Source organism: Halocatena halophila (genome assembly GCA_027563145.1).
GTDB lineage: Archaea > Halobacteriota > Halobacteria > Halobacteriales > Haloarculaceae > Halocatena > Halocatena halophila.
Map to the genome: position 1 here is coordinate 1,171,091 of CP071306.1, position 17,546 is coordinate 1,188,636.

At 55.7% G+C, this 17,546-nt stretch carries 21 protein-coding genes; 10 read left to right on the forward strand and 11 right to left on the reverse strand.

Annotation, left to right across the window (positions count from 1 at the left end):
- Window positions 1–178 precede the first annotated feature (178 nt).
- The 4 genes from JXQ78_RS06190 (at window position 179) to JXQ78_RS06205 (ending at window position 5,055) form a co-directional block, all read left to right on the forward strand.
- The gene (locus tag JXQ78_RS06190) at window positions 179–850 is read left to right on the forward strand and encodes a potassium channel family protein (RefSeq protein ID WP_330632606.1); all 672 of its coding nucleotides are present in this window, start codon (window positions 179–181) and stop codon (window positions 848–850) included.
- A 127-nt stretch (window positions 851–977) separates the two neighbouring features.
- Window positions 978–1,445: a DUF7384 family protein gene (locus tag JXQ78_RS06195; RefSeq protein WP_330632607.1), complete on the forward strand. Its 468-nt coding sequence runs from the start codon at window positions 978–980 to the stop codon at window positions 1,443–1,445.
- Window positions 1,446–1,681: 236 nt separating this feature from the next.
- Window positions 1,682–3,532: a vanadium-dependent haloperoxidase gene (locus JXQ78_RS06200; RefSeq protein ID WP_330632608.1), complete on the forward strand. Its 1,851-nt coding sequence runs from the start codon at window positions 1,682–1,684 to the stop codon at window positions 3,530–3,532.
- Window positions 3,533–3,753: 221 nt separating this feature from the next.
- On the forward strand, window positions 3,754–5,055 hold the full coding sequence (locus tag JXQ78_RS06205) for a peptidoglycan-binding protein (RefSeq protein ID WP_330632609.1): 1,302 nt from the start codon (window positions 3,754–3,756) through the stop codon (window positions 5,053–5,055).
- A gap of 218 nt (window positions 5,056–5,273) precedes the next feature.
- Here the strand turns inward: JXQ78_RS06205 and JXQ78_RS06210 are convergent, their stop codons facing one another.
- The 6 genes from JXQ78_RS06210 to JXQ78_RS06235 form a co-directional block, all read right to left on the reverse strand.
- A complete protein-coding gene (locus JXQ78_RS06210; protein WP_330632610.1) occupies window positions 5,274–5,912 on the reverse strand; it encodes a non-canonical purine NTP pyrophosphatase in 639 nt (212 codons plus the stop codon).
- 45 nt (window positions 5,913–5,957) lie between these two features.
- Window positions 5,958–6,239, reverse strand: coding sequence for a DUF5808 domain-containing protein (locus tag JXQ78_RS06215; RefSeq protein WP_330632611.1), 282 nt, complete (start codon window positions 6,237–6,239; stop codon window positions 5,958–5,960).
- 74 nt (window positions 6,240–6,313) lie between these two features.
- Window positions 6,314–7,882: a bifunctional N(6)-L-threonylcarbamoyladenine synthase/serine/threonine protein kinase gene (locus tag JXQ78_RS06220; protein ID WP_330632612.1), complete on the reverse strand. Its 1,569-nt coding sequence runs from the start codon at window positions 7,880–7,882 to the stop codon at window positions 6,314–6,316.
- 21 nt (window positions 7,883–7,903) lie between these two features.
- The gene (locus JXQ78_RS06225) at window positions 7,904–8,218 is read right to left on the reverse strand and encodes a 30S ribosomal protein S24e (RefSeq protein ID WP_330632613.1); all 315 of its coding nucleotides are present in this window, start codon (window positions 8,216–8,218) and stop codon (window positions 7,904–7,906) included.
- Between the two features lie 61 nt (window positions 8,219–8,279).
- On the reverse strand, window positions 8,280–8,852 hold the full coding sequence (locus JXQ78_RS06230) for a thioredoxin family protein (protein ID WP_330632614.1): 573 nt from the start codon (window positions 8,850–8,852) through the stop codon (window positions 8,280–8,282).
- A gap of 65 nt (window positions 8,853–8,917) precedes the next feature.
- Entirely contained in the window at window positions 8,918–9,100 is a 183-nt protein-coding gene (locus JXQ78_RS06235) for a DUF7317 family protein (RefSeq protein ID WP_330632615.1), read from the reverse strand.
- A 115-nt stretch (window positions 9,101–9,215) separates the two neighbouring features.
- Here JXQ78_RS06235 and JXQ78_RS06240 point away from each other — a divergent pair, with 115 nt between their 5' ends.
- The 5 genes from JXQ78_RS06240 (at window position 9,216) to JXQ78_RS06260 (ending at window position 11,674) form a co-directional block, all read left to right on the forward strand.
- Window positions 9,216–9,704, forward strand: coding sequence for an Lrp/AsnC family transcriptional regulator (locus tag JXQ78_RS06240; protein WP_330632616.1), 489 nt, complete (start codon window positions 9,216–9,218; stop codon window positions 9,702–9,704).
- On the forward strand, window positions 9,701–10,846 hold the full coding sequence (locus tag JXQ78_RS06245) for a pyridoxal phosphate-dependent aminotransferase (RefSeq protein WP_330632617.1): 1,146 nt from the start codon (window positions 9,701–9,703) through the stop codon (window positions 10,844–10,846). Before JXQ78_RS06240 ends, JXQ78_RS06245 begins: the two co-directional genes overlap by 4 nt.
- A gap of 116 nt (window positions 10,847–10,962) precedes the next feature.
- Window positions 10,963–11,088: a hypothetical protein gene (locus JXQ78_RS06250; RefSeq protein WP_330632618.1), complete on the forward strand. Its 126-nt coding sequence runs from the start codon at window positions 10,963–10,965 to the stop codon at window positions 11,086–11,088.
- Window positions 11,089–11,122: 34 nt separating this feature from the next.
- Complete coding sequence (locus JXQ78_RS06255) at window positions 11,123–11,401, forward strand: DUF7315 family membrane protein (protein ID WP_330632619.1); 279 nt, start codon at window positions 11,123–11,125, stop codon at window positions 11,399–11,401.
- A gap of 9 nt (window positions 11,402–11,410) precedes the next feature.
- Window positions 11,411–11,674, forward strand: a complete 264-nt coding sequence (locus JXQ78_RS06260; RefSeq protein ID WP_330632620.1) for a DUF7314 family protein — start codon at window positions 11,411–11,413, stop codon at window positions 11,672–11,674.
- A gap of 146 nt (window positions 11,675–11,820) precedes the next feature.
- Here JXQ78_RS06260 and JXQ78_RS06265 read toward each other — a convergent pair whose 3' ends face one another.
- Genes JXQ78_RS06265 through JXQ78_RS06275 form a run of 3 tightly spaced genes read right to left on the reverse strand, consistent with a single transcriptional unit; the run spans window position 11,821 to window position 14,404 of the window.
- On the reverse strand, window positions 11,821–12,258 hold the full coding sequence (locus JXQ78_RS06265; protein ID WP_330632621.1) for a DUF7313 family protein: 438 nt from the start codon (window positions 12,256–12,258) through the stop codon (window positions 11,821–11,823).
- A gap of 24 nt (window positions 12,259–12,282) precedes the next feature.
- A complete protein-coding gene (locus JXQ78_RS06270; RefSeq protein ID WP_330632622.1) occupies window positions 12,283–13,056 on the reverse strand; it encodes an NAD(+)/NADH kinase in 774 nt (257 codons plus the stop codon).
- Window positions 13,057–13,102: 46 nt separating this feature from the next.
- Window positions 13,103–14,404: a M28 family peptidase gene (locus JXQ78_RS06275; protein ID WP_330632623.1), complete on the reverse strand. Its 1,302-nt coding sequence runs from the start codon at window positions 14,402–14,404 to the stop codon at window positions 13,103–13,105.
- A gap of 161 nt (window positions 14,405–14,565) precedes the next feature.
- Between JXQ78_RS06275 and JXQ78_RS06280 the strand changes: the two genes are divergently transcribed.
- On the forward strand, window positions 14,566–15,246 hold the full coding sequence (locus tag JXQ78_RS06280; RefSeq protein WP_330632624.1) for a hypothetical protein: 681 nt from the start codon (window positions 14,566–14,568) through the stop codon (window positions 15,244–15,246).
- 34 nt (window positions 15,247–15,280) lie between these two features.
- Here JXQ78_RS06280 and JXQ78_RS06285 read toward each other — a convergent pair whose 3' ends face one another.
- Window positions 15,281–16,819, reverse strand: a complete 1,539-nt coding sequence (locus tag JXQ78_RS06285) for a methyltransferase domain-containing protein (RefSeq protein ID WP_330632625.1) — start codon at window positions 16,817–16,819, stop codon at window positions 15,281–15,283.
- A 142-nt stretch (window positions 16,820–16,961) separates the two neighbouring features.
- On the reverse strand, window positions 16,962–17,525 hold the full coding sequence (gene hpt, locus JXQ78_RS06290) for a hypoxanthine/guanine phosphoribosyltransferase (RefSeq protein WP_330632626.1): 564 nt from the start codon (window positions 17,523–17,525) through the stop codon (window positions 16,962–16,964).
- Window positions 17,526–17,546: the final 21 nt, after the last annotated feature.

Sequence of the window (17,546 nt, forward strand, 5' to 3'; positions counted from 1 at the left end):
CCTCTCGGCCCACACCAATATGTACGTTGTGTTTATTCATACCAAATGGTGGATTAAGTACATATCTCGACAACGCAGATGGCTCACTACGCTCACCGAGAACGATGCTACACCCTCCAGCAGTGTATACGGTACCGTTGCACGAACGTTTTTAGTATTAGTTGTTCTTTCCATCGGTATGAAGTTCGTACTCGTGGGCTACGGACGGGTTGGAATTCGAACGGCCAACATTCTCAAAGAGGAGGATCACGAGGTCGTAATCGTCGATTCAAACCCGGAAAAGGTCGAACTCGCGCGATCTCGTGGGTTTGAGGTGTACGCTGGAAGTGGCGACGACGACAGCGTCCTCAAAGCGGCTGGCATTGAAACCGCCAACGCCGTGGGGGGGCTAACCGGCGATCTGACGGTGAATTTGAGTGCCTGCGTGATCGCCGATCGATACGGCTGTCGGACGGTGTTGCGGATCGATGACGACTACCACGCAGACATCTACGAAAAGTACGCCGCAGAGGTAGACGCAGTGGTGTATCCAGAGCGACTCGGTGCAGCAGGAGCGAAAACCGCGTTGCAGGGGGGTGACTTCGACGTGTTGGGCGATCTCACCGAGAATCTTTCTGCAGGAACCGTCACCGTGGGAAAAGACGCCGGAGTGATTGGTGAACAGGTTCGGGCCGTCGATCTCCCGGAGGAAGTACTGGTTTATGCACACGGCCGAGCGGGTGAGCCGATGACGATTCCACTGCCACAGACGACGATCGAGGCCGGCGATCAGATTGCCTTTATGGCCGCTCCCACGGAGGTAGACGCCGTCCAGCAGCTGTTCGGTGGAACAGAGTCGCCGCCAGCGTGAGCCGCCGACGGAGGTTTGGCGCTTGCACCCGTATCAGCCACCATGTCGTTGCAATCGCTGTTCGAACGCGCCGATGCGTACGAGGTGACAGTTGTGGAGATCACCGACGCCCTCCAGTCAGTTCGCAATGACCGATAGCACGACGATTGTGGCCGACAGCGACGTTCTGGTCGCTGATCTGCTCGTTGGAGGAACTGCCCGCACGGCACTGTCGGCTATTCGTGAACATAGCTGGCTGACGCTCGTTGTGAGTAAACCGTTGATCGAGCAGTCTGCGACGGTAATCGAGACGCTCACGACCGCTGAGCTGGCTACCGACTGGCGCGCGCTCATCGAAGACGGCACACAGCTGGCCGACCATCGCCCAGGCGACCACCCGGCACTGGCGGCGGCCTACGCGAGCGGCGCGGCACACGTACTCACGTTCGATGAACAGTTGCTAACCGCCAGCACGGCCAGAGCGCTACAGCATCGCCTCAACTGCTCCATCAAGCCCCCCGACGGCTTCGTTCAGCTGTTCGATCCGGCCGCACTCTACGAACACGCGTTCGACGAGTCGTATCCTGGACCGGACGAGAGCGCAACCGAGTGGTGACTACGAGCTGCAGTTTGTGGAATGTTTGGGTGATTCTCTTCTCAACGTCCTAACGAAACGTGCTACTGTCGGCCCTAGATGCTTTCAGAACCTGGTTATCGAGGGATCTCATCAACCATCATAATATATCAGCTAAAGTAATATAAACAGATATGTTTGATTATAAATTATATCTAATGAAGGCCAATAAGATAATTATCACTTGATCAATTTTACAAAGTGTTGTTGTAGAATATATGAGCAGAGAAAACGATACAACTCGATCAGATCCAGATCTATCGTCACCGGAAGAGTCGAAATCGAACGTGCCGATGATCGACCGACGGAAGCTGCTACGCGGGATCGCAGTCGCGGGTGGGTTCGCTGCTGGTGGCCCACAGTTGTTCGCCCAGGAGGCGGATGCCTATGATGGTGAGTACGACGACGTGTATGAGCTCCAGGATCGCCTCGAAGAGGCAATTGCCAGTCGGCAGGAGACGATTCAGCAGTTGCTCGTCAATCTAACGACAATCGAATCGGATTACGACAGCACGTATTTCGATCTTACGAAGAAGATGCACGGAATCGAAATGTATCCATCGTTGTTCATGAAGGGAATGTCGATGGAGACGAACAGTAACGATGACCCATATCCAGAAGGCTTCGTTTCCGTCGGGGCCCACGAGGCCGTCATGAGTCCGATTCTTCGGAATCGGGATGAATATAATAATATCCCACAGGGTGACGAACGCCGGTTTATTAGTCCCCAGTCAGTCCATTCTTTCCCAACGGAGGGGATGGATTCGTGGTCCGGAACGATGCCACCCGCACCATCTCCCGGCAGCGACCATATGGCCGGGGAGATGGTCGATCTCTATTGGATGGCGGCCCTTCGTGATCAGCCGTTCGATGCCTATAGTGGGACGCTCGACGGTGCGATCACGAAATCGGATATCAATGCAGATATCACCACCATAGCGGACGCGATACAAACCCCGTGGTGGCACAATACTGGCTATCTGTTCGTGGAAGCAGCGACCGACGAACTTGATTATGGACCGTACCTCTCTCAGTTTCTGATTCAGGATGTAATGTTCGGTGCATTCCCGATTAGTCCAGAGATCAAGACGTTCCAACAGGGTCAAGATTATCGTACAACACGCCAGGAATGGTTACGACTGCTAGCAGGAGAAGGCCAGGGAGCAGAGTCCTCACCGCCTGCATCAAGGTTGACTGAAGGGCCACGCTACATTGCTACAGGACGCGATCTCGCGGCGTTGGTGAATTTCGATCCGTCATACCACGTTTATGTCATGGCCGCACTCACGCTCCTGGATCAGGGGATCTCAATGAACCCAGCACTCCAATACATGACAGACGCAGGAAACAAGATATTCGATTACATCGACGGTGGACCTGTAGCGCTGTTGGATCTCATTGGTCGAGCTGCACGTAACGCTCTTCTCACAGCGTGGTATCACAAGTGGCGCGTCCATCTCCGCCTTCGTCCCGAAACGTTCGCCGGTCGAATTCACTCCCAACGGATAGATAGTCGATATTATGGCATTTCAGATCTCGTTTTCGAATCGAATGCGCTCACCGAAATCGAGGAGAACACCGGGACTGCCTTTCTCCCGCTGGCGTACAAGGAGGGGGCACCGGTACATCCGGCGTATCCCAGTGGACACTCAACTATCGCAGGAGCCTGTGGAACCGTTCTGAAAACCTTTTTCAAGAACGAAGACTGGCCTGGAGAGCTGTTCGTTCCAGTCGATCATGGAGCCAGCCGAACGACCGTTCCCGTCCCAGCGAACCATCAGGGGGTCCATCAGGAGATTGATAAACTGATGTCGAATATGGGTCTCGGACGCTTATTCGCTGGCGTTCACTACTACAGCGATCACTACTGGGGAATCAAACTCGGAGAACAAACAGCCGTTGCCATGTTACGAGACGTCCTCGATCAAGCATACACTGACGGTCGAGATGTCACTCCAACCTTTACCGAATATTTCGGAGATTACAGCAACCCACTGGAGATCTCGATCGAGGAATTAGAGAATCTTCGCGAGAGTGCCACACACGGTCTTACATATCCAAAATCGTAACCGATCCACTGGTGCAATGATCTCGAAATCGATTGTGAATACAGTCTAGCCGATATCGACAACGGATCTGATCGGTCCCAACCACCGCGCAGGTGTTTTCCCGTCCATACGTGGAGGGACCGAATAGTGACATCCGTAATGATCATTATATATAGATTATTGAGTCATAATTATAGGATAGATATGGAAAATTATTAGTAAGGTGTATTTTATTTATCTTTATGGATCGTAGGCAATTCCTTCAACGAACCGGAGTAGCGGCTGTCGGTGTAGCGACGATCAACGTATTCAACGGACGAGTAGCGGGGGCAGTTCAGTCTCCTCCGCTGGTTTCGACCTACGATCACTACGACTACCAGCAACCCCCAGGTCCGGACCAGGGGTACTATCTCACTCTGAAAGATGGGTATACGGAAACGGGGTACGACACTATTGGGGATATTCCCAGTCTGGACACAGAATGTCAGGAGGTAGTTGTTTATATCCACGGGTTGGATGTCGACGACGAGCAGGTCGTTGACAGAGCGACCACGGCTCGTACTGTGCTTCAAGATTCGGGGTATTCCGGTGGATTTGTAGGTTATTCGTGGGACTCCGCTACGTGGTCGATATATCGCTCTAACGAGGTTGCAGAACGGAATGGGACGAAGCTCGCACAGTTTTTGGTCGATCTCAAGATGGCCTGTCCCGAACAGACGGTTCATCTCGTCAGTCACGGTCTCGGCGCTCGGGTTGTTATGAGCTCACTCGAAGAGCTCGACACTCACAACAGCTGGACTGCTGAGATGGAGATCGGATCGGTCCAGTTACTCGGTGCTGCAGTGGACAACACGGAGCCTGCTGTAGCGCCGATCGACAGAATCATCACAGAGCAAACTGGAACGACGAAAAACTACCACAGTGAACAGGATGCTGCGCTCTCGGATATGGTGTACTACATCGACACCGTCGACACTGCACTTGGCGAAACGGGAGTTCCAAGCAGTCATGGTGATCCCGAAAACTACACCGATATCGATGTTACAGCTGACGTTGGGGCCGACCATTCGGCCTACCTAACCGTCGCAAGTGATGAGATCGCCAGCGAGTTCGGAGACGAGCCAGTCGAATACAGTTGGCCATTGTACGCCCACGGTGACGAGGGCGAGGCCGTATACACAATACAATATTTACTGGGCCAGCACGGTCACGAGTTGAACACTCACGATGGGATCTATGGGCCGGAAACGAAAAACACCATAGAGACGTTCCAGAACGACCGTGGGCTCCTCGTCGACGGTATCGTTGGGCCGAATACGTGGCGTGAGCTGATCGTTCCTGTCTTTCCAGATCAGGCTCCGTGGTGGGCGACATTTGCCACACAGCACAATCTCAAACACGGCCATGGATACGATATCGCTGTCGATGGCGACTACGGACCCGAAACCAGAAGTGCAATAGAAGACTTCCAGCGTGATTCTGGTCTCACCGTCGATGGTCTCGTCGGTACAAACACCTGGCAAGCACTCGTCGACCGACTGTAGATCTGCACCTCCTGACGCGAGGGTATGACTCTGGACTACGTTTCATCCCGACAGAACCGGTCCGGTTCGTCAGCGTGGACTCCGTTCGCTATCGATTGCGCTTCTCAAGCTCTGGGTGCTTTCGAATGCCTGCTTTGGCGTGATGTCTCTTTAACACACGATCATACGGTGGGAATGGACGGGCCGAATGCCTGGAGAGTTCTGTCCCCTGTGAAGACTCACCGGGAATCGTACCACTCTGCAAATTTCGCCAGCGCACGTCCACGGTGTGAGATTGCGTTTTTCGCTTCCGTTTCCAGTTCTGCGAGCGTCTTGCCGTCGTGCTCGAAGATCGGATCGTAGCCAAAGCCGCCCTCACCGCGCGGTTCGACGATTCGACCTGGCATCACACCGGTGAACAGCTTCACGGGCAGGCCACCAGAGTCGACCGTATCGTCCGTGGCTGCGGTTGCCCGATCTGCAACCGCGAGATCGTCACCGCGTCGTCCCTGATCGACCGGCTCTGGTGTGGCATCAAACGACTCGCCGTCACAGTACGCGATCACACACCGAAAGGTAGCCCGCGTCGCGTCGGCCCGGCGGGCGATCTCGCTGACGCGCTCGACACCCAGTGTCGATTCGACAAACGAGGAATACGGGCCCGGAAAGCCCTCCAGTCCCTCGATAAACAGTCCGGCGTCGTCGACGATCACCGGCGCATCGACCGCACGATACGCTTTTCGTGCGCCGTGGGCCCCAATCGGCTCAAGCGTCGAAGACTGGAGCTCAGGATAGTCGAAATCAACCGCCGTAACGTCGTCGAGATAGTCCTCAGCCTCCCGAACCTTTCCAGGATTCGTCGTCACGTAGTTGAGCATGCCACCGATCAGTGGGCGAAGAGAAAACGTTCGTCGGTTTCGTGATCAGTCGACGATGACTTCGACCGGTTCGTCGGCCGCGTCATCGTCATCGCCGTCGGCTGCGTCGTCGCCAGCAGTCTGTTGATAGTACAACACTCCGGCCACTCCAAGCACGATCCAGGAGCGCCAGTTGGCCAGATTCAGCGTGTATCCGATCCCAAACGGCTTCTCGACGAGCATCCCCTCGTCGGGCCGCCAGTACGACGAGAGCATGCGACCAATGCTCGGGCGCTCAAAATTGTACGGAACACCGAACAATTCACCCGACTGTGGCTTATCCACCATGCACGCAGATATGGCCGGCACGGTTAAACCATTTGCCACATGCTGCTGCTCAATTTATTTGCCCTGTACGAGAGTCACTGATACCGTCCACGGCCTTCGATCTGCTCGAGCTGTTCGAGCACAGCAGGGTTTCCCGATTCGCGATAGGCGGCTTCGAACGCATCCCTGAGTTGTTCGTGGTCGGCTGCCGTCCCGGCAAGGCTGCGCTCGAAGACGTGACAATCCATTGCGTGATCTTCGATTGAATCAGAGTGATAGGCCAGTCCGAAATCGATGAGCCACGTCCGGTCACCGACACGAACGTTACGCGTGGTTGGATCGCCGTGGACGATGTTTGCGCCGTGAATAGTTGCCAGGTGGCGACCAACTGTTCGGACGCGCTCGATCGTGAGCTGATCACGAAGATCGGCCCGACCAACACGTTCGAACTCGATCGCTGGGGCTCCAAGATCGATATCGAAGATCACGGGCGTTGGAACGCCGAGCTTTCGGACGGCGTGCGTGAGCCGCGCTTCCGAACGCGTGCGGTCTTGGCGAAGCCGTTCGTCGAGCTGTGGATGTCGATATGACTTTTTGATCCGAGTTTTCGTGATACTATCCCCATCCATCTCGATTGTCGCCTCAGCACCCTTTTGCGGGCCCGTGTCGGGAGAGGATACGGGATATGAGGCGTCATCCGATCGCCAGCTGACAGACACCTCGTCTGGGCGAAACTTCGGTCGCACGGCAGAGCCATCGATCGCTATCGTATCACCACTGGCTGCCATCTTCGCGCCGAGCACGGCGATCATGCCGGCGTTGTCCCGCAAAAATCGGTTCTCCGGTGCGTAAAACGACGCTCCACGCGCCTCGCACATCGTCTCGAGCATCGTCTGAAGCCGCTCGTTCTGCCCGACGCCGCCACCAAGTACGAGCTCGTCGCTCCCCGTGAGCGCCAGCCCGCGTTCTGCAACCTCCGTGAGCATCGCAAAGATTGTCTCCTGGAGCGAATAGCTCACATCTTCGACGGAGTTACCCGCATCCACCGCCGCTTTGGCTGCGCTCATAATGCCCGAAAACGAGAAATCCATCCCTTTGACCACGTACGGAAGGCGCTGATACTCCCCGTCTTTTGCCGCACGTTCGACTTTTGGACCACCGGGGTGCGACCAGCCGACGTGTCGGGTGAACTTATCGATCGCGTTGCCCACTCCCGTATCCATCGTCTCGCCAAGCATCCGGTAGCGACCATTGTGATAGCCAAGCAAATGTGCGTTCGCGCCGCTAGCATTGAGACAGACCGGCGACGTAAAGCCCGACTGGTGGCGACCGATCTCGAGATGAGCGAGCATGTGGTTGACACCAACCAGCGGAACGTCCAGCGATCCCGAAAGCGTCCGCGCTCCAGTGCCGACGATTCGAAGACACGGTCCAAGACCGGGGCCTCGAGCGAACGCAACCGCATCGACCGACGGTTCCTCTGCCAGAACGGCGTCGATTACCGATGGAATCGCCGCGCGCATGTGCTCAGCTGCCTCCCGAGGATGAATGCCGCCGCTATCGGGCTCATACGCGTCAGTAACGATCGAAACCTCTCCAGTATCTGTATCGAAAATAGCAGCACTCGCCGCCCAGGCAGTTCCTTCAATACCAAGAACACGCATGCTGTGGCGGCGATGGGTCGTTCAGGCCTCTTCTGTCTCGGCGTCAGCCTCTGCGTCAACGCCGATCTTGTTGCGCTCTAGCATGTAGGTCTGCTCGATTTCGCGGGCCTGATCGGCGGTTTCGTACACTTTCGCGTAGCCGATCGTCTTTCGCATCCCGTATTTTGTATCGAGTTTGTGAACGACGACCTCGTCGGCGTCCTTGTTCAACATTGCCGCGAGGCTGTCCCGAACCGACAGCCGTGATGGGGTTGCCTCCTCGTGAACGATCCGAAATCGCACATCAGACCGGTGCAACATCGGATTATCGGATTCGTCGATGATTTCGATGTCCATGTTACCGTTACTTGCCCCTGAAACGGCTAAAAGGATTTCGAACCGCTGAATCACCCTGCGATTATTCCTCACGCCATTTGATCGAGCAGCCACGCGATGGCCGGAACGCCGTGTCGGGCGAGTTGCCGGCCAGAACGTCGTCAATCACCGCACGGATCTCGAAGCCTGGCTCGCCCGATGGTATTGTGTCAGGACTCATCGCGTCGTCGAGTCGACCGTGATAGACGAGCTCGAACTCGCCATCGCGCTTGGCAAAGAAAAATGGATCCGGCGTACACGTCGCCCCGTAGGCCCTTGCGATCTCCTGTTTTTCATCGCGCAGATAGGCGTCGTAGGCGATCGTCCCATCGGCCACGAGTTCGCCCATTCGTTCGAGCGAATCGTCGGGATACTCCGTGGCGTCGTTCGGATTGATTCCAATGGTAGCGATCTCGTCGTACTCGGCCGCAATTGCGTTCAGCGCCTCGAATTTCGCCTGTGCGTACGGACAGTGATTACAGGTGAACACAATGAGAAGACCGCGTGCGTCTGCGAAATCCGAGAGGCTATACTCTGTGCCGTCCGGTCCGGGAAGCGAAAACGACGGGGGAGATGCACCAACCGCAAGCTCCTGGCTGGATTCTTCGAGTGCCATACGTCACTCTCTCTATTCGAGGACTATGTGTGTTTCCCGCCCGGAAAGCGAAATTGCGGTCGGACTCAGTCGCTTGCAACGGCCGGCTTACCACGAGTTCCCAGGTCGTCCCGAAGCGTGATTCCGCGACGCCGACAGTGGCCAGCAAACGCCTCCGGCGCGAGCCCCGCGTACGCTGCTGCCTGCTCGAGCGTCAACGTTTCGCCCTGATACAACGAAATCGCGCCCCGAACCGCGTGGTGGGTCATACACACGTGTGGATCCTAAGACCCTATAAGTATATCGTGAGATTAATTCTCATTATATGTCTTTGTCTTTCTTTGTGTAGCAAGGCTTTTTACCGGTCTGATATGGGGAAGTGATATGGACGCACGCACCGAACTCCTGGGGTTGCTCCGGGAAAACGCTCGATACTCGATCAGTGACCTCGCCCGGCTGACCGATCTCCCAGAAGCGACGATCGAGGCGACGATCGCAGACCTCGAGGATGAGGGCGTGCTACGGGGCTATCAGGCGGTCGTAGACTGGGGACAGTACGACTCCGAACCAGTGCGCGCGAACGTCGAGCTGAACGTGGCGCTCGATCATGAAACGGGCTATGACGACATCGCAACGAGACTCGCCAAGTTCGAGGAAATTCGCGCATTGCGCCTCGTAAGTGGTGATTATGACTTCGAGCTCGAAATCGAAGCCGACTCGATGAGCGCGGTCTCTCGGTTCATCAGCGAGCAGGTCGCCCCGGTTCCGGAGGTGACCCAGACGGTGACTCATTACGTGATGGAGAGCTACAAGGAAAACGGCGTGGTGTTCGACGACGGCCACGACGACGATCGACTCTCAGTGACGCCATGACGAACGATCGACTCGCAAACCGGGTGCAGGGCGTGCCACCCTCTGGTATCCGTCGATTTTTCGAACTCGCCGAGGAGATGGACGACGTGATCTCACTGGGCGTCGGTGAACCGGATTTCACCGCGCCGTCGCGAGCGCGGGCGGCTGCGATCGAGTCGCTTGAGCTGGGACGCACGTCGTACACAGCAAATCGTGGGATGCGCCAACTCAGGGCAAAAATCGCCGACTACGTCCGAAAATGGGATCTATCGTACGATCCTGACGACGAGTTGTTGATCACGACCGGCGCGAGCGAGGGGCTCGATCTGGCCTTCCGCGCGCTCGTCGATCCGGGTGACGTGGTCGCCGTCGTCCAGCCATCGTACGTTTCCTACGCACCTGGCGTTCGGTTTGCCGGTGGTGAGGTACTAGAAGTGAAGACACGGCCAGAAGATGACTTTGCGCTCACCACGGACGTTCTCGAGGCGGCAGGTGCCGACCGCGCCGATCTGCTCGTCTGTTGTTATCCCAACAATCCGACCGGCGCTACAATGACCGATACACAGATCGAGGACGTTGTGCCGTTCCTCAGAGAGAACGACATATTTGTGCTTTCCGATGAGATCTATGCGGAGTTGACCTACGATGGTAGTCACACCTCGTTTGGCTCGTTCGAGGGGCTGGCCGATCGAACGGTCGTGTTGAGCGGCTTTTCGAAGGCGTATGCGATGACGGGACTCCGGCTGGGATACGCAATGGGTCCAGCCGACGTGATCGGTGCGATGAACCGCATCCATCAGTACACCATGCTGTCGGCACCAACCACACCCCAATATGCCGCGATCGAGGCACTGACGGAGTGTGACGACGCCGTCGAACGGATGCGGACGCAGTACAATCGTCGCCGAAACTTCGTGCTCTCACGATTCGAGGAGATTGGCATGGACTGTTTCGAGGCGACCGGCGCATTCTATGCGTTTCCAAAAGCCCCGATCGAGGACGACACCGCGTTTGCAGAAAATCTGCTTGAGGCAGAACGGGTCGCAATGGTTCCCGGAAGCGTCTTCGGCGACGGCGGAGCCGGCCATCTCCGCGTCTCGTATGCGACCGGGCTGGACGATCTCCGTGTGGCAATGGACCGACTTGAATCGTATCTCGGTTGAATAGACAGTCTTCTGACCCATCGCATCAATTCCTCGTATTCTTTTGGTGAATATAAGGTGTATACAGCTCTTACAGGGTTCGATTGAAGGGCCTGGTTGGCGAACTGCGGGTTGCTATGACACGACACACACTTTCGGACGTTTCTCACACCCCACCAGCCGGCGATTCCGTCGAGCGGGTTTGGACGCGAGGGACGGAGACGACCGAAGACGGTGGTTCGCAGGAGTCGCCCTCCGAGTGAGGGAACTCAAGTACTGTCGGCCCAGAGGATATCCATGGGCGATCGAACCAACGAGTCTCGAGACGTAGAGGTTCCACTCGAGGTGTATAAGATCGTCACGGTATTTTCAACGCTGTTTGCAGCAGTGGCCGTGGTTGGCGGATTTATGCTGTTAGATACGGCGACGAATCAGGCGACGGCGTCGCTTGAGACGGTGAACGTAGTGCTTGCCATTCTCGGAATTGCCGTTATCCTGGCGGGTGCGGCGTTGTACATCTTTTCCACACGATTCCGAACGCCTGAAATGGGAAACCCTAAAGACGGCCCTGACTAATCACCGATAATGGCCGACGAATTCATCAAGGGGTTCGGCATTCTGACGAGTGGCATGCTCGGCTGGATGGTCATCGCAGGCTGGTACAACACGACTGGCTTCGAGGAGGCCCAGCTCTCTCAGCCAGCGCCAGATAACCTGGTTCTGCTCGATCACCTGGCACTGTCGCTTAAAACTGGACTCGTCACGTTTGCCCTGCTCGGCGCACTCACCTTCTGGGTTCTCATTCCGGCGGGACGCGAACTCCGCAAGGCAATGGCCGCCGAGCAGTAAGTATTGTAATTGACACGCTTGCTTTTTGATTGATTCTCTGAAGCGTGCGCTCATCTGTGAGAGCAAACTCACCACGCAGTGTGTCGTTCCATTTCGGAGCGGAGCGCTCTTGACGGTGAGCACATAGAAGCTGAAAATCCAGTCGTTCAGACGATCTGCGACCAGAACGGTTCGATGACGAAAAAGACGCTGAGAAAGCCAGCATAGAGGACGACCAGCAGCGAGGCGACCATCGCGCCTTTTGGCCGTTCAATCGGGAATCCCTGTCTGGCCTCGACTTTTCGTGCCTCAAACTCGAAGAAGTCGGTGAGCACCATCCCCAGGACGAGCGTTGAGATGACGATCCCGGCGTGGTAGTGGTGGGTCGTGTAGTAGAACGCACCGAGCACGAGCAGCATGTTCGACCCTTCGAGCAGCGGGTGTCGTTTCATTGCCTCTACACCGTCTTCGGCCTGAGCGACCGTCGATCGATGCGCCAGCGCACGGGCGACGAGGTTCACCAGGGCGAGCGCAAAAAGGACGTGCTCGATCTGGTCACCCAGGACCGCATCGATCGGACCGAACATCGAAGCCGCGAGTACCATACGTACAACGCGGTGGTGGACCCATTAGAGCCTTTCCAATCCCCCCTGGATACCAATCGTTTCGATCGTGTCCACCGCGCTGAGCGTGACGGTCTCGGTCGCCGGAACCGTGCCAGCGAGCGTGCCATCAACCAGCAACTCGACAGCCGGCTCATCCCGATCGACGGTGAGCGAAATTGCGGATAGGTCAACGACCCAGTGTTCTGGTGCCGTCGAGAACGGCCCGATTGGGACGATCGAGGCGACATTCGTTTCGAGGCCCAAAAGCGGCCCGCCGGCGTCGTGTGCGTAGCCGTGACTACCAACCGGCGTTGCGACGACGATGCCGTCGGCGCGAACGCTCGTGATCTGTCGGCCCGAGCTGCCATCGCCGGCAACGACCGTGAACTCGGAAATCCGAGCCGGTTCACCGGCGATGAGCGTCACATCACCCAGCGCGTAGCCAAGGCAGTCGCCACAGGTTGCCCTGAGTACTGGCTGTGTAACGGTGAGCTGTGACGCTGACAGCGACGACGATTCCGTGGTGCTGTCAGTACCAAACGCAGCACAGAGCGTTGGAAGAATGCTCGGGAGGGCATCAACCGGGAGGGATTCGAGCCCACGCCAGTCGAGTCCAACCGGGAGGACTGGCGACGCTATCGAGGGAAGCACAGAGCGAATGCCAGCACCCCCGACGGCGATCGTAAACGCAACCGGCCGGACGTCCTCACCTACAACCGGCGTCGCGCCGGCAGATTCGACTGCCGATTCGACTGAATCGGTTGGCTCACCAACGATACCGACGCGCGTGTCGGACATTAGTTCCGTCATTGGCCCGGCTTGCTAAACGACTTTCGAGCCGAGATTACTCGAGATCGCCGATCAGTCGCATGCCTGCAGCCAGATCCTCGTTTTCAAGTGCGTCGACGATCGCCGATCGCGGCCGGGGGGTCAGCGTCGTCGAATCGCTGGCGAGTTCAACGATCAGTTCGGTGGTGATGATCGCACTCTCACGGAGGGTTCGTGATTCGAGTTTGTCAATCGTATCCGCGTGGGTGTGTGCCCAGCCACGTCCCCGGCCATCGGTTTCTGACATGAGATGGAGTCCTGGCACGCCGCCGGCGAGCACGAACGGCCAGTGGTCGCTATGGGGACCCATTCGTGGCGTCGTCGATATCGGATGATCGAACCGTTCAGATACCGTTTCGACGGCGTGTTCTATTCCAGCAAAATCGTGCGTGTGCGCTCGAATCGTTCGCCCACGGCCAATCCCGTCGTTGTTGACGACCGCATCGATTTGCTCCAGATCCATGCGCTCGGCCGCGTACTCTGACCCACACAGTCCAACCTCTTCGGCACCGAAACAGACGATGTGCACCCGGCGATCGAGGTCTGCCTCGCGTCGGGCGAGGGCGGCCGCCAGTTCGACCACCAGTGCAGTCCCCATGCCGTTGTCCAGCGCCCCCTCCGAAATGTCATGGCCGTCGAGATGACTGGTCAGGAGGATCTCGGTTTCCGTATCGGGGCCAAGCTCGGCGTGAACGTTCTGACTCGTCGCTTGTTCGATTTTAGCTGAGACCTCAAGGGTGACTGCGTCGCCGGTTGCGCGCCGGCGCAGTCGTGCACCCACCTCTTTTGCGACGCCAACCGCGGGAATTTCCCCGATCGGTTCGTCTGCAGTCCCCACGCTTCCAGTCGGTGGGAGACAGCCTTCGACGTGGTTCGCGAAGATGAATCCCGCTGCGCCGGCTCGAACCGCCCGGTAGTACTTCTCTCGTCGGTGGATGAACCGGTCGTACCATTCGGGAACCGTACTCGAGACGAGGACGATCGATCCCGAAAGGTCAGTGTCAAAGTCCTCCGGCAGTCCGTAGCCGAGATCGACGAGTTCGCCAGTGACTCGATCGGACGGTGATCGTGGAAGCCCAATTGATTCGTGCGTCCGATCGGCGGTCTCGACCGAACTCGATCCGCGTTCCCATCCCTGAATCGAAAACTCTTCGAGACGGGCGTTCCGTGCCCCAACTGCTTCGAGATGCTCGCGCGTTAGCTCTGCGGCCCGACGCTCTCCAGCCGTTCCAGCCAGCCGACTCGGTATGTCGACTAGCCGTTCGAGATGGTCCCATCCGACATCGCTCGTGAACGTCGCACCGATCCAGTCGGTCATATGCGACGTTCATCAGGCCGGCGAAATAGCAATTGTGGATGTTCGACCGATTGGTTCTCGTCAACGACGGTCACCCCATCGCACCCTCGCGCAATACTATTCAGGATCGAATTGTTTCATGAACGTGAATATATAATATCGTGTGCAAGCGACGTTGGGTCATGGATGAGCGATCGTCGGAGTCCGCTCAAGCGCGCGACACTCATGCAGACGAGAACGACGCCATTGCAGAGACAGACAGCCACCAGTTGAACGACGACGCGGCCCTCGAGATCGCAACACAGGAAGCCAACGATACGTTTCAATCGATTTCCAATCTCGACAGCATCTGTGACACCTCGATCGTCGGGATTACGTTCTTGTTGACCGCGATCGTTGGCTGGGCTGGGTTTGCGCTCCCTCGGCTCCCCGATCGATCGCCCGCCTGGCTGGGTGTTGCCGGGACGGTTGTCTTAGGAGCGGTCGCAATTTTCATCAGCAGTTTTTACATCGTGAAATCCCTGATTCCGCGGGCGTTCTACACTGACAGCGTCGGTGAGGTGCTTATCGATCAGCCGTTGGTTCCCGGATCCACGGACCCAACGACGGCAATTGAGGCGACAGAGCAGGCAACCGGCGAAAGCTCATCGAAAGCGGCATTCGATCACTGGCTCAACCAATATGGCAACGACGAGCGGATCACCAGTGCGGCGGCGTTTCAGTACGCCAGGCTGTTCCACTATAAAACCGTTGCACAGATGAAAGCGACAGCGACGACACACGCGATCGTCTGGTTCAGGGTTGCGGTGGGCTGTGTTGTCGTCTCAATTCTTGTTGGAACGGTTGGGCTAATTCTTGCTTGACCATGTCACAAATCGCATATGATCTAATATTATCTCACTCAGCCGCTTCCGTAGTGGCTACGAAGTACAACCGATCTGTATTGATATGTGTGATGTCGTTCGCGATGCGTTTGAACGTCCGTGTGAATTTCGCACGTTCCATATCGTTGTCCAATTGCTTTTTGTACGGCAGGAGTCCAGCTTGTGCGAAGTCGTCAACCAGCGTGTCGGTATAGCCAGACTCCGTTTTCATGATTTCAATCGGCTCAAAGCCTGTGGCGTGCAACAATTCGGTGATGGATTGTTTGGTGTGGTAATTTAGCGGATACGAGAAGCTACTGAATTTGTGTGAGATGCCCATCTCCCGAATGGCGGCCTCAGCAGCTTCACGGAGCTCTTTGTAGCAATTTTCGTATCCCTGATGGACAGCGAGTAACCCCTCATCATCAATTAACCGTCGAATATTCCAGTATGCTTTCTCCTGGTTTTGAATCCAGTGCATCACAGAATTAGAATAAATAATATCGAACGTGTGATCGGATTCGTACAGTTCGATGTCGGCACGTTCGAAGGAAACGTTTGAGATATCACCACGATTTTCCCTGGCCGAATTTACCTGTGCTGAAGACGAATCGATTCCGACGATATCAGCAGTAGAAAATTCCTCCGCAATCTCTGCCGTCAACACTCCGGTTCCACACCCGACATCGAGCACTTTGTCTGCATCGACATTGCGTCGACTCGAGTATTTTTGCATCAAGAAAACAAGGAAATCAGATTGCTTTTTCTGAATATTCGAGTGTTGCTCATACATATTCGGATTGTTGAACATCTCACCTCGTTCACTCAGTCGTTCGAAGCATTCCTTTGCAAAATAATATAAAAGTGGACGGTCAGATTGATACTGTGGGTTAGAATATGCGTCTATAAAGAATGTTAGTGCGGCCGCATAGTTTCCGCGCTTGTACTCCTGGGCCGCCGTATTGAACTGATACAGATACTGCTGATCAGTTCCCTCAACTGCGTACAGTTCGTAAATGTCCATCTGTTCGTAGATGCCATCGATCCACTGGTTTGGAATGAGCCGAAATCCAAACGACTCAGTTTCTGCACCGATGGCCTCGCGTGTCGGCAAATCAGCTAGCACATTAACTTGAAACTGTTTGCACAAACTCTGCAATCGAGAGGCGATATTGACACTCCGACCTACGACCGTGTTGTCAAGTCCCGCAATATCAACAGACTGTACTTTGCCAGTTGCAATACCAACTCCAACACTGATCTCGAGATCGTGATTCGCATTGAACCCATCGACATTCTGTTGAATTGAATGCGCACAACTTACCGCATCTGTCTCCGCAATTGAAGATTCACTATCAGAAAATACAGCCATCAGTTCATCACCAATTATCTTATCGACGGTTCCTTCATACAACTCTACAGACGATTTGACATCTCTGAAAAAGTCATTGAGTGTGGATTCGATCGTTGTCGGTCCAAAGTTCTCGAGAATATTTGTGGAATTTCGTATATCAACGAATAAAACACTCCGCTTGGCACGGTCCACACCGTCTGAATCGCTCTGACCATCCATTAGTATCACGTGCTAATAGTTCTAAATTTGCGACGATATTTGTATATTAGGGTTACATAAACGAATAAAACGGTATCGTCCCGAGCCAAACAGCAACTACTTCCGGGAAATACTCGGGGATGGAATGGATCCAAGCTCTGATCTATCCGTCGCCTTCTTCATCCACAATGACGACTTCTCCGTCCTGCACGTCGACATTGATGAGCGTCTTGACATCGTGGGTTTCCATCTTGTTTTCGCCACCGACCTTTTTGATGACGGCAACCACGTCGGAAACGTCAGCACCGATCTCCTCGAGCGCGGAGGTGATCGAATGAAGCGTGCCGCCCGTCGAGAGCACATCGTCAAGCAAGAGCACGCGATCGTCCGGCTCAACGTCGTTGAGATACATCTCGTTCTCGGAGTAGCCCGTCACCTGCGCGAGTGACACTTCGCCGTCGAGTCCGTACTGGCGCTTGCGAATGACAACGAGCGGTATGTCCGTCATCAACGAGACGGCCGTCGAAATGTGAATCCCCATTGCAGCCGGCGTCACAATCTTATCGACGCCATCGAGCTCTGCCTTTCTGATGATGCCGATCACGATCTCACGAAGCAGTTCCGGTTCTAACATCGGAACGCCATCGCTGATCGGATGGACAAAATATTCGTAATCCCCCTTCTGAATTATCGGCGCGTCTCGAAGCGACTGAGAGAGCCGTTCCATGTTGCGCGTACTCAGCGGAGA

Bases quoted from the DNA above. Each gene is read 5' to 3' on its own strand.
- JXQ78_RS06190 (WP_330632606.1), top strand. From the start codon at position 179: ATGAAGTTCGTACTCGTGGGCTACGGACGGGTTGGAATTCGAACGGCC.
- JXQ78_RS06195 (WP_330632607.1), top strand. From the start codon at position 978: ATGACCGATAGCACGACGATTGTGGCCGACAGCGACGTTCTGGTCGCT.
- JXQ78_RS06200 (WP_330632608.1), top strand. From the start codon at position 1,682: ATGAGCAGAGAAAACGATACAACTCGATCAGATCCAGATCTATCGTCA.
- JXQ78_RS06205 (WP_330632609.1), top strand. From the start codon at position 3,754: ATGGATCGTAGGCAATTCCTTCAACGAACCGGAGTAGCGGCTGTCGGT.
- JXQ78_RS06210 (WP_330632610.1), bottom strand. From the start codon at position 5,912: ATGCTCAACTACGTGACGACGAATCCTGGAAAGGTTCGGGAGGCTGAG.
- JXQ78_RS06215 (WP_330632611.1), bottom strand. From the start codon at position 6,239: ATGGTGGATAAGCCACAGTCGGGTGAATTGTTCGGTGTTCCGTACAAT.
- JXQ78_RS06220 (WP_330632612.1), bottom strand. From the start codon at position 7,882: ATGCGTGTTCTTGGTATTGAAGGAACTGCCTGGGCGGCGAGTGCTGCT.
- JXQ78_RS06225 (WP_330632613.1), bottom strand. From the start codon at position 8,218: ATGGACATCGAAATCATCGACGAATCCGATAATCCGATGTTGCACCGG.
- JXQ78_RS06230 (WP_330632614.1), bottom strand. From the start codon at position 8,852: ATGGCACTCGAAGAATCCAGCCAGGAGCTTGCGGTTGGTGCATCTCCC.
- JXQ78_RS06235 (WP_330632615.1), bottom strand. From the start codon at position 9,100: ATGACCCACCACGCGGTTCGGGGCGCGATTTCGTTGTATCAGGGCGAA.
- JXQ78_RS06240 (WP_330632616.1), top strand. From the start codon at position 9,216: ATGGACGCACGCACCGAACTCCTGGGGTTGCTCCGGGAAAACGCTCGA.
- JXQ78_RS06245 (WP_330632617.1), top strand. From the start codon at position 9,701: ATGACGAACGATCGACTCGCAAACCGGGTGCAGGGCGTGCCACCCTCT.
- JXQ78_RS06250 (WP_330632618.1), top strand. From the start codon at position 10,963: ATGACACGACACACACTTTCGGACGTTTCTCACACCCCACCAGCCGGC.
- JXQ78_RS06255 (WP_330632619.1), top strand. From the start codon at position 11,123: ATGGGCGATCGAACCAACGAGTCTCGAGACGTAGAGGTTCCACTCGAG.
- JXQ78_RS06260 (WP_330632620.1), top strand. From the start codon at position 11,411: ATGGCCGACGAATTCATCAAGGGGTTCGGCATTCTGACGAGTGGCATG.
- JXQ78_RS06265 (WP_330632621.1), bottom strand. From the start codon at position 12,258: ATGGTACTCGCGGCTTCGATGTTCGGTCCGATCGATGCGGTCCTGGGT.
- JXQ78_RS06270 (WP_330632622.1), bottom strand. From the start codon at position 13,056: ATGTCCGACACGCGCGTCGGTATCGTTGGTGAGCCAACCGATTCAGTC.
- JXQ78_RS06275 (WP_330632623.1), bottom strand. From the start codon at position 14,404: ATGACCGACTGGATCGGTGCGACGTTCACGAGCGATGTCGGATGGGAC.
- JXQ78_RS06280 (WP_330632624.1), top strand. From the start codon at position 14,566: ATGGATGAGCGATCGTCGGAGTCCGCTCAAGCGCGCGACACTCATGCA.
- JXQ78_RS06285 (WP_330632625.1), bottom strand. From the start codon at position 16,819: ATGGATGGTCAGAGCGATTCAGACGGTGTGGACCGTGCCAAGCGGAGT.
- hpt (WP_330632626.1), bottom strand. From the start codon at position 17,525: ATGGAACGGCTCTCTCAGTCGCTTCGAGACGCGCCGATAATTCAGAAG.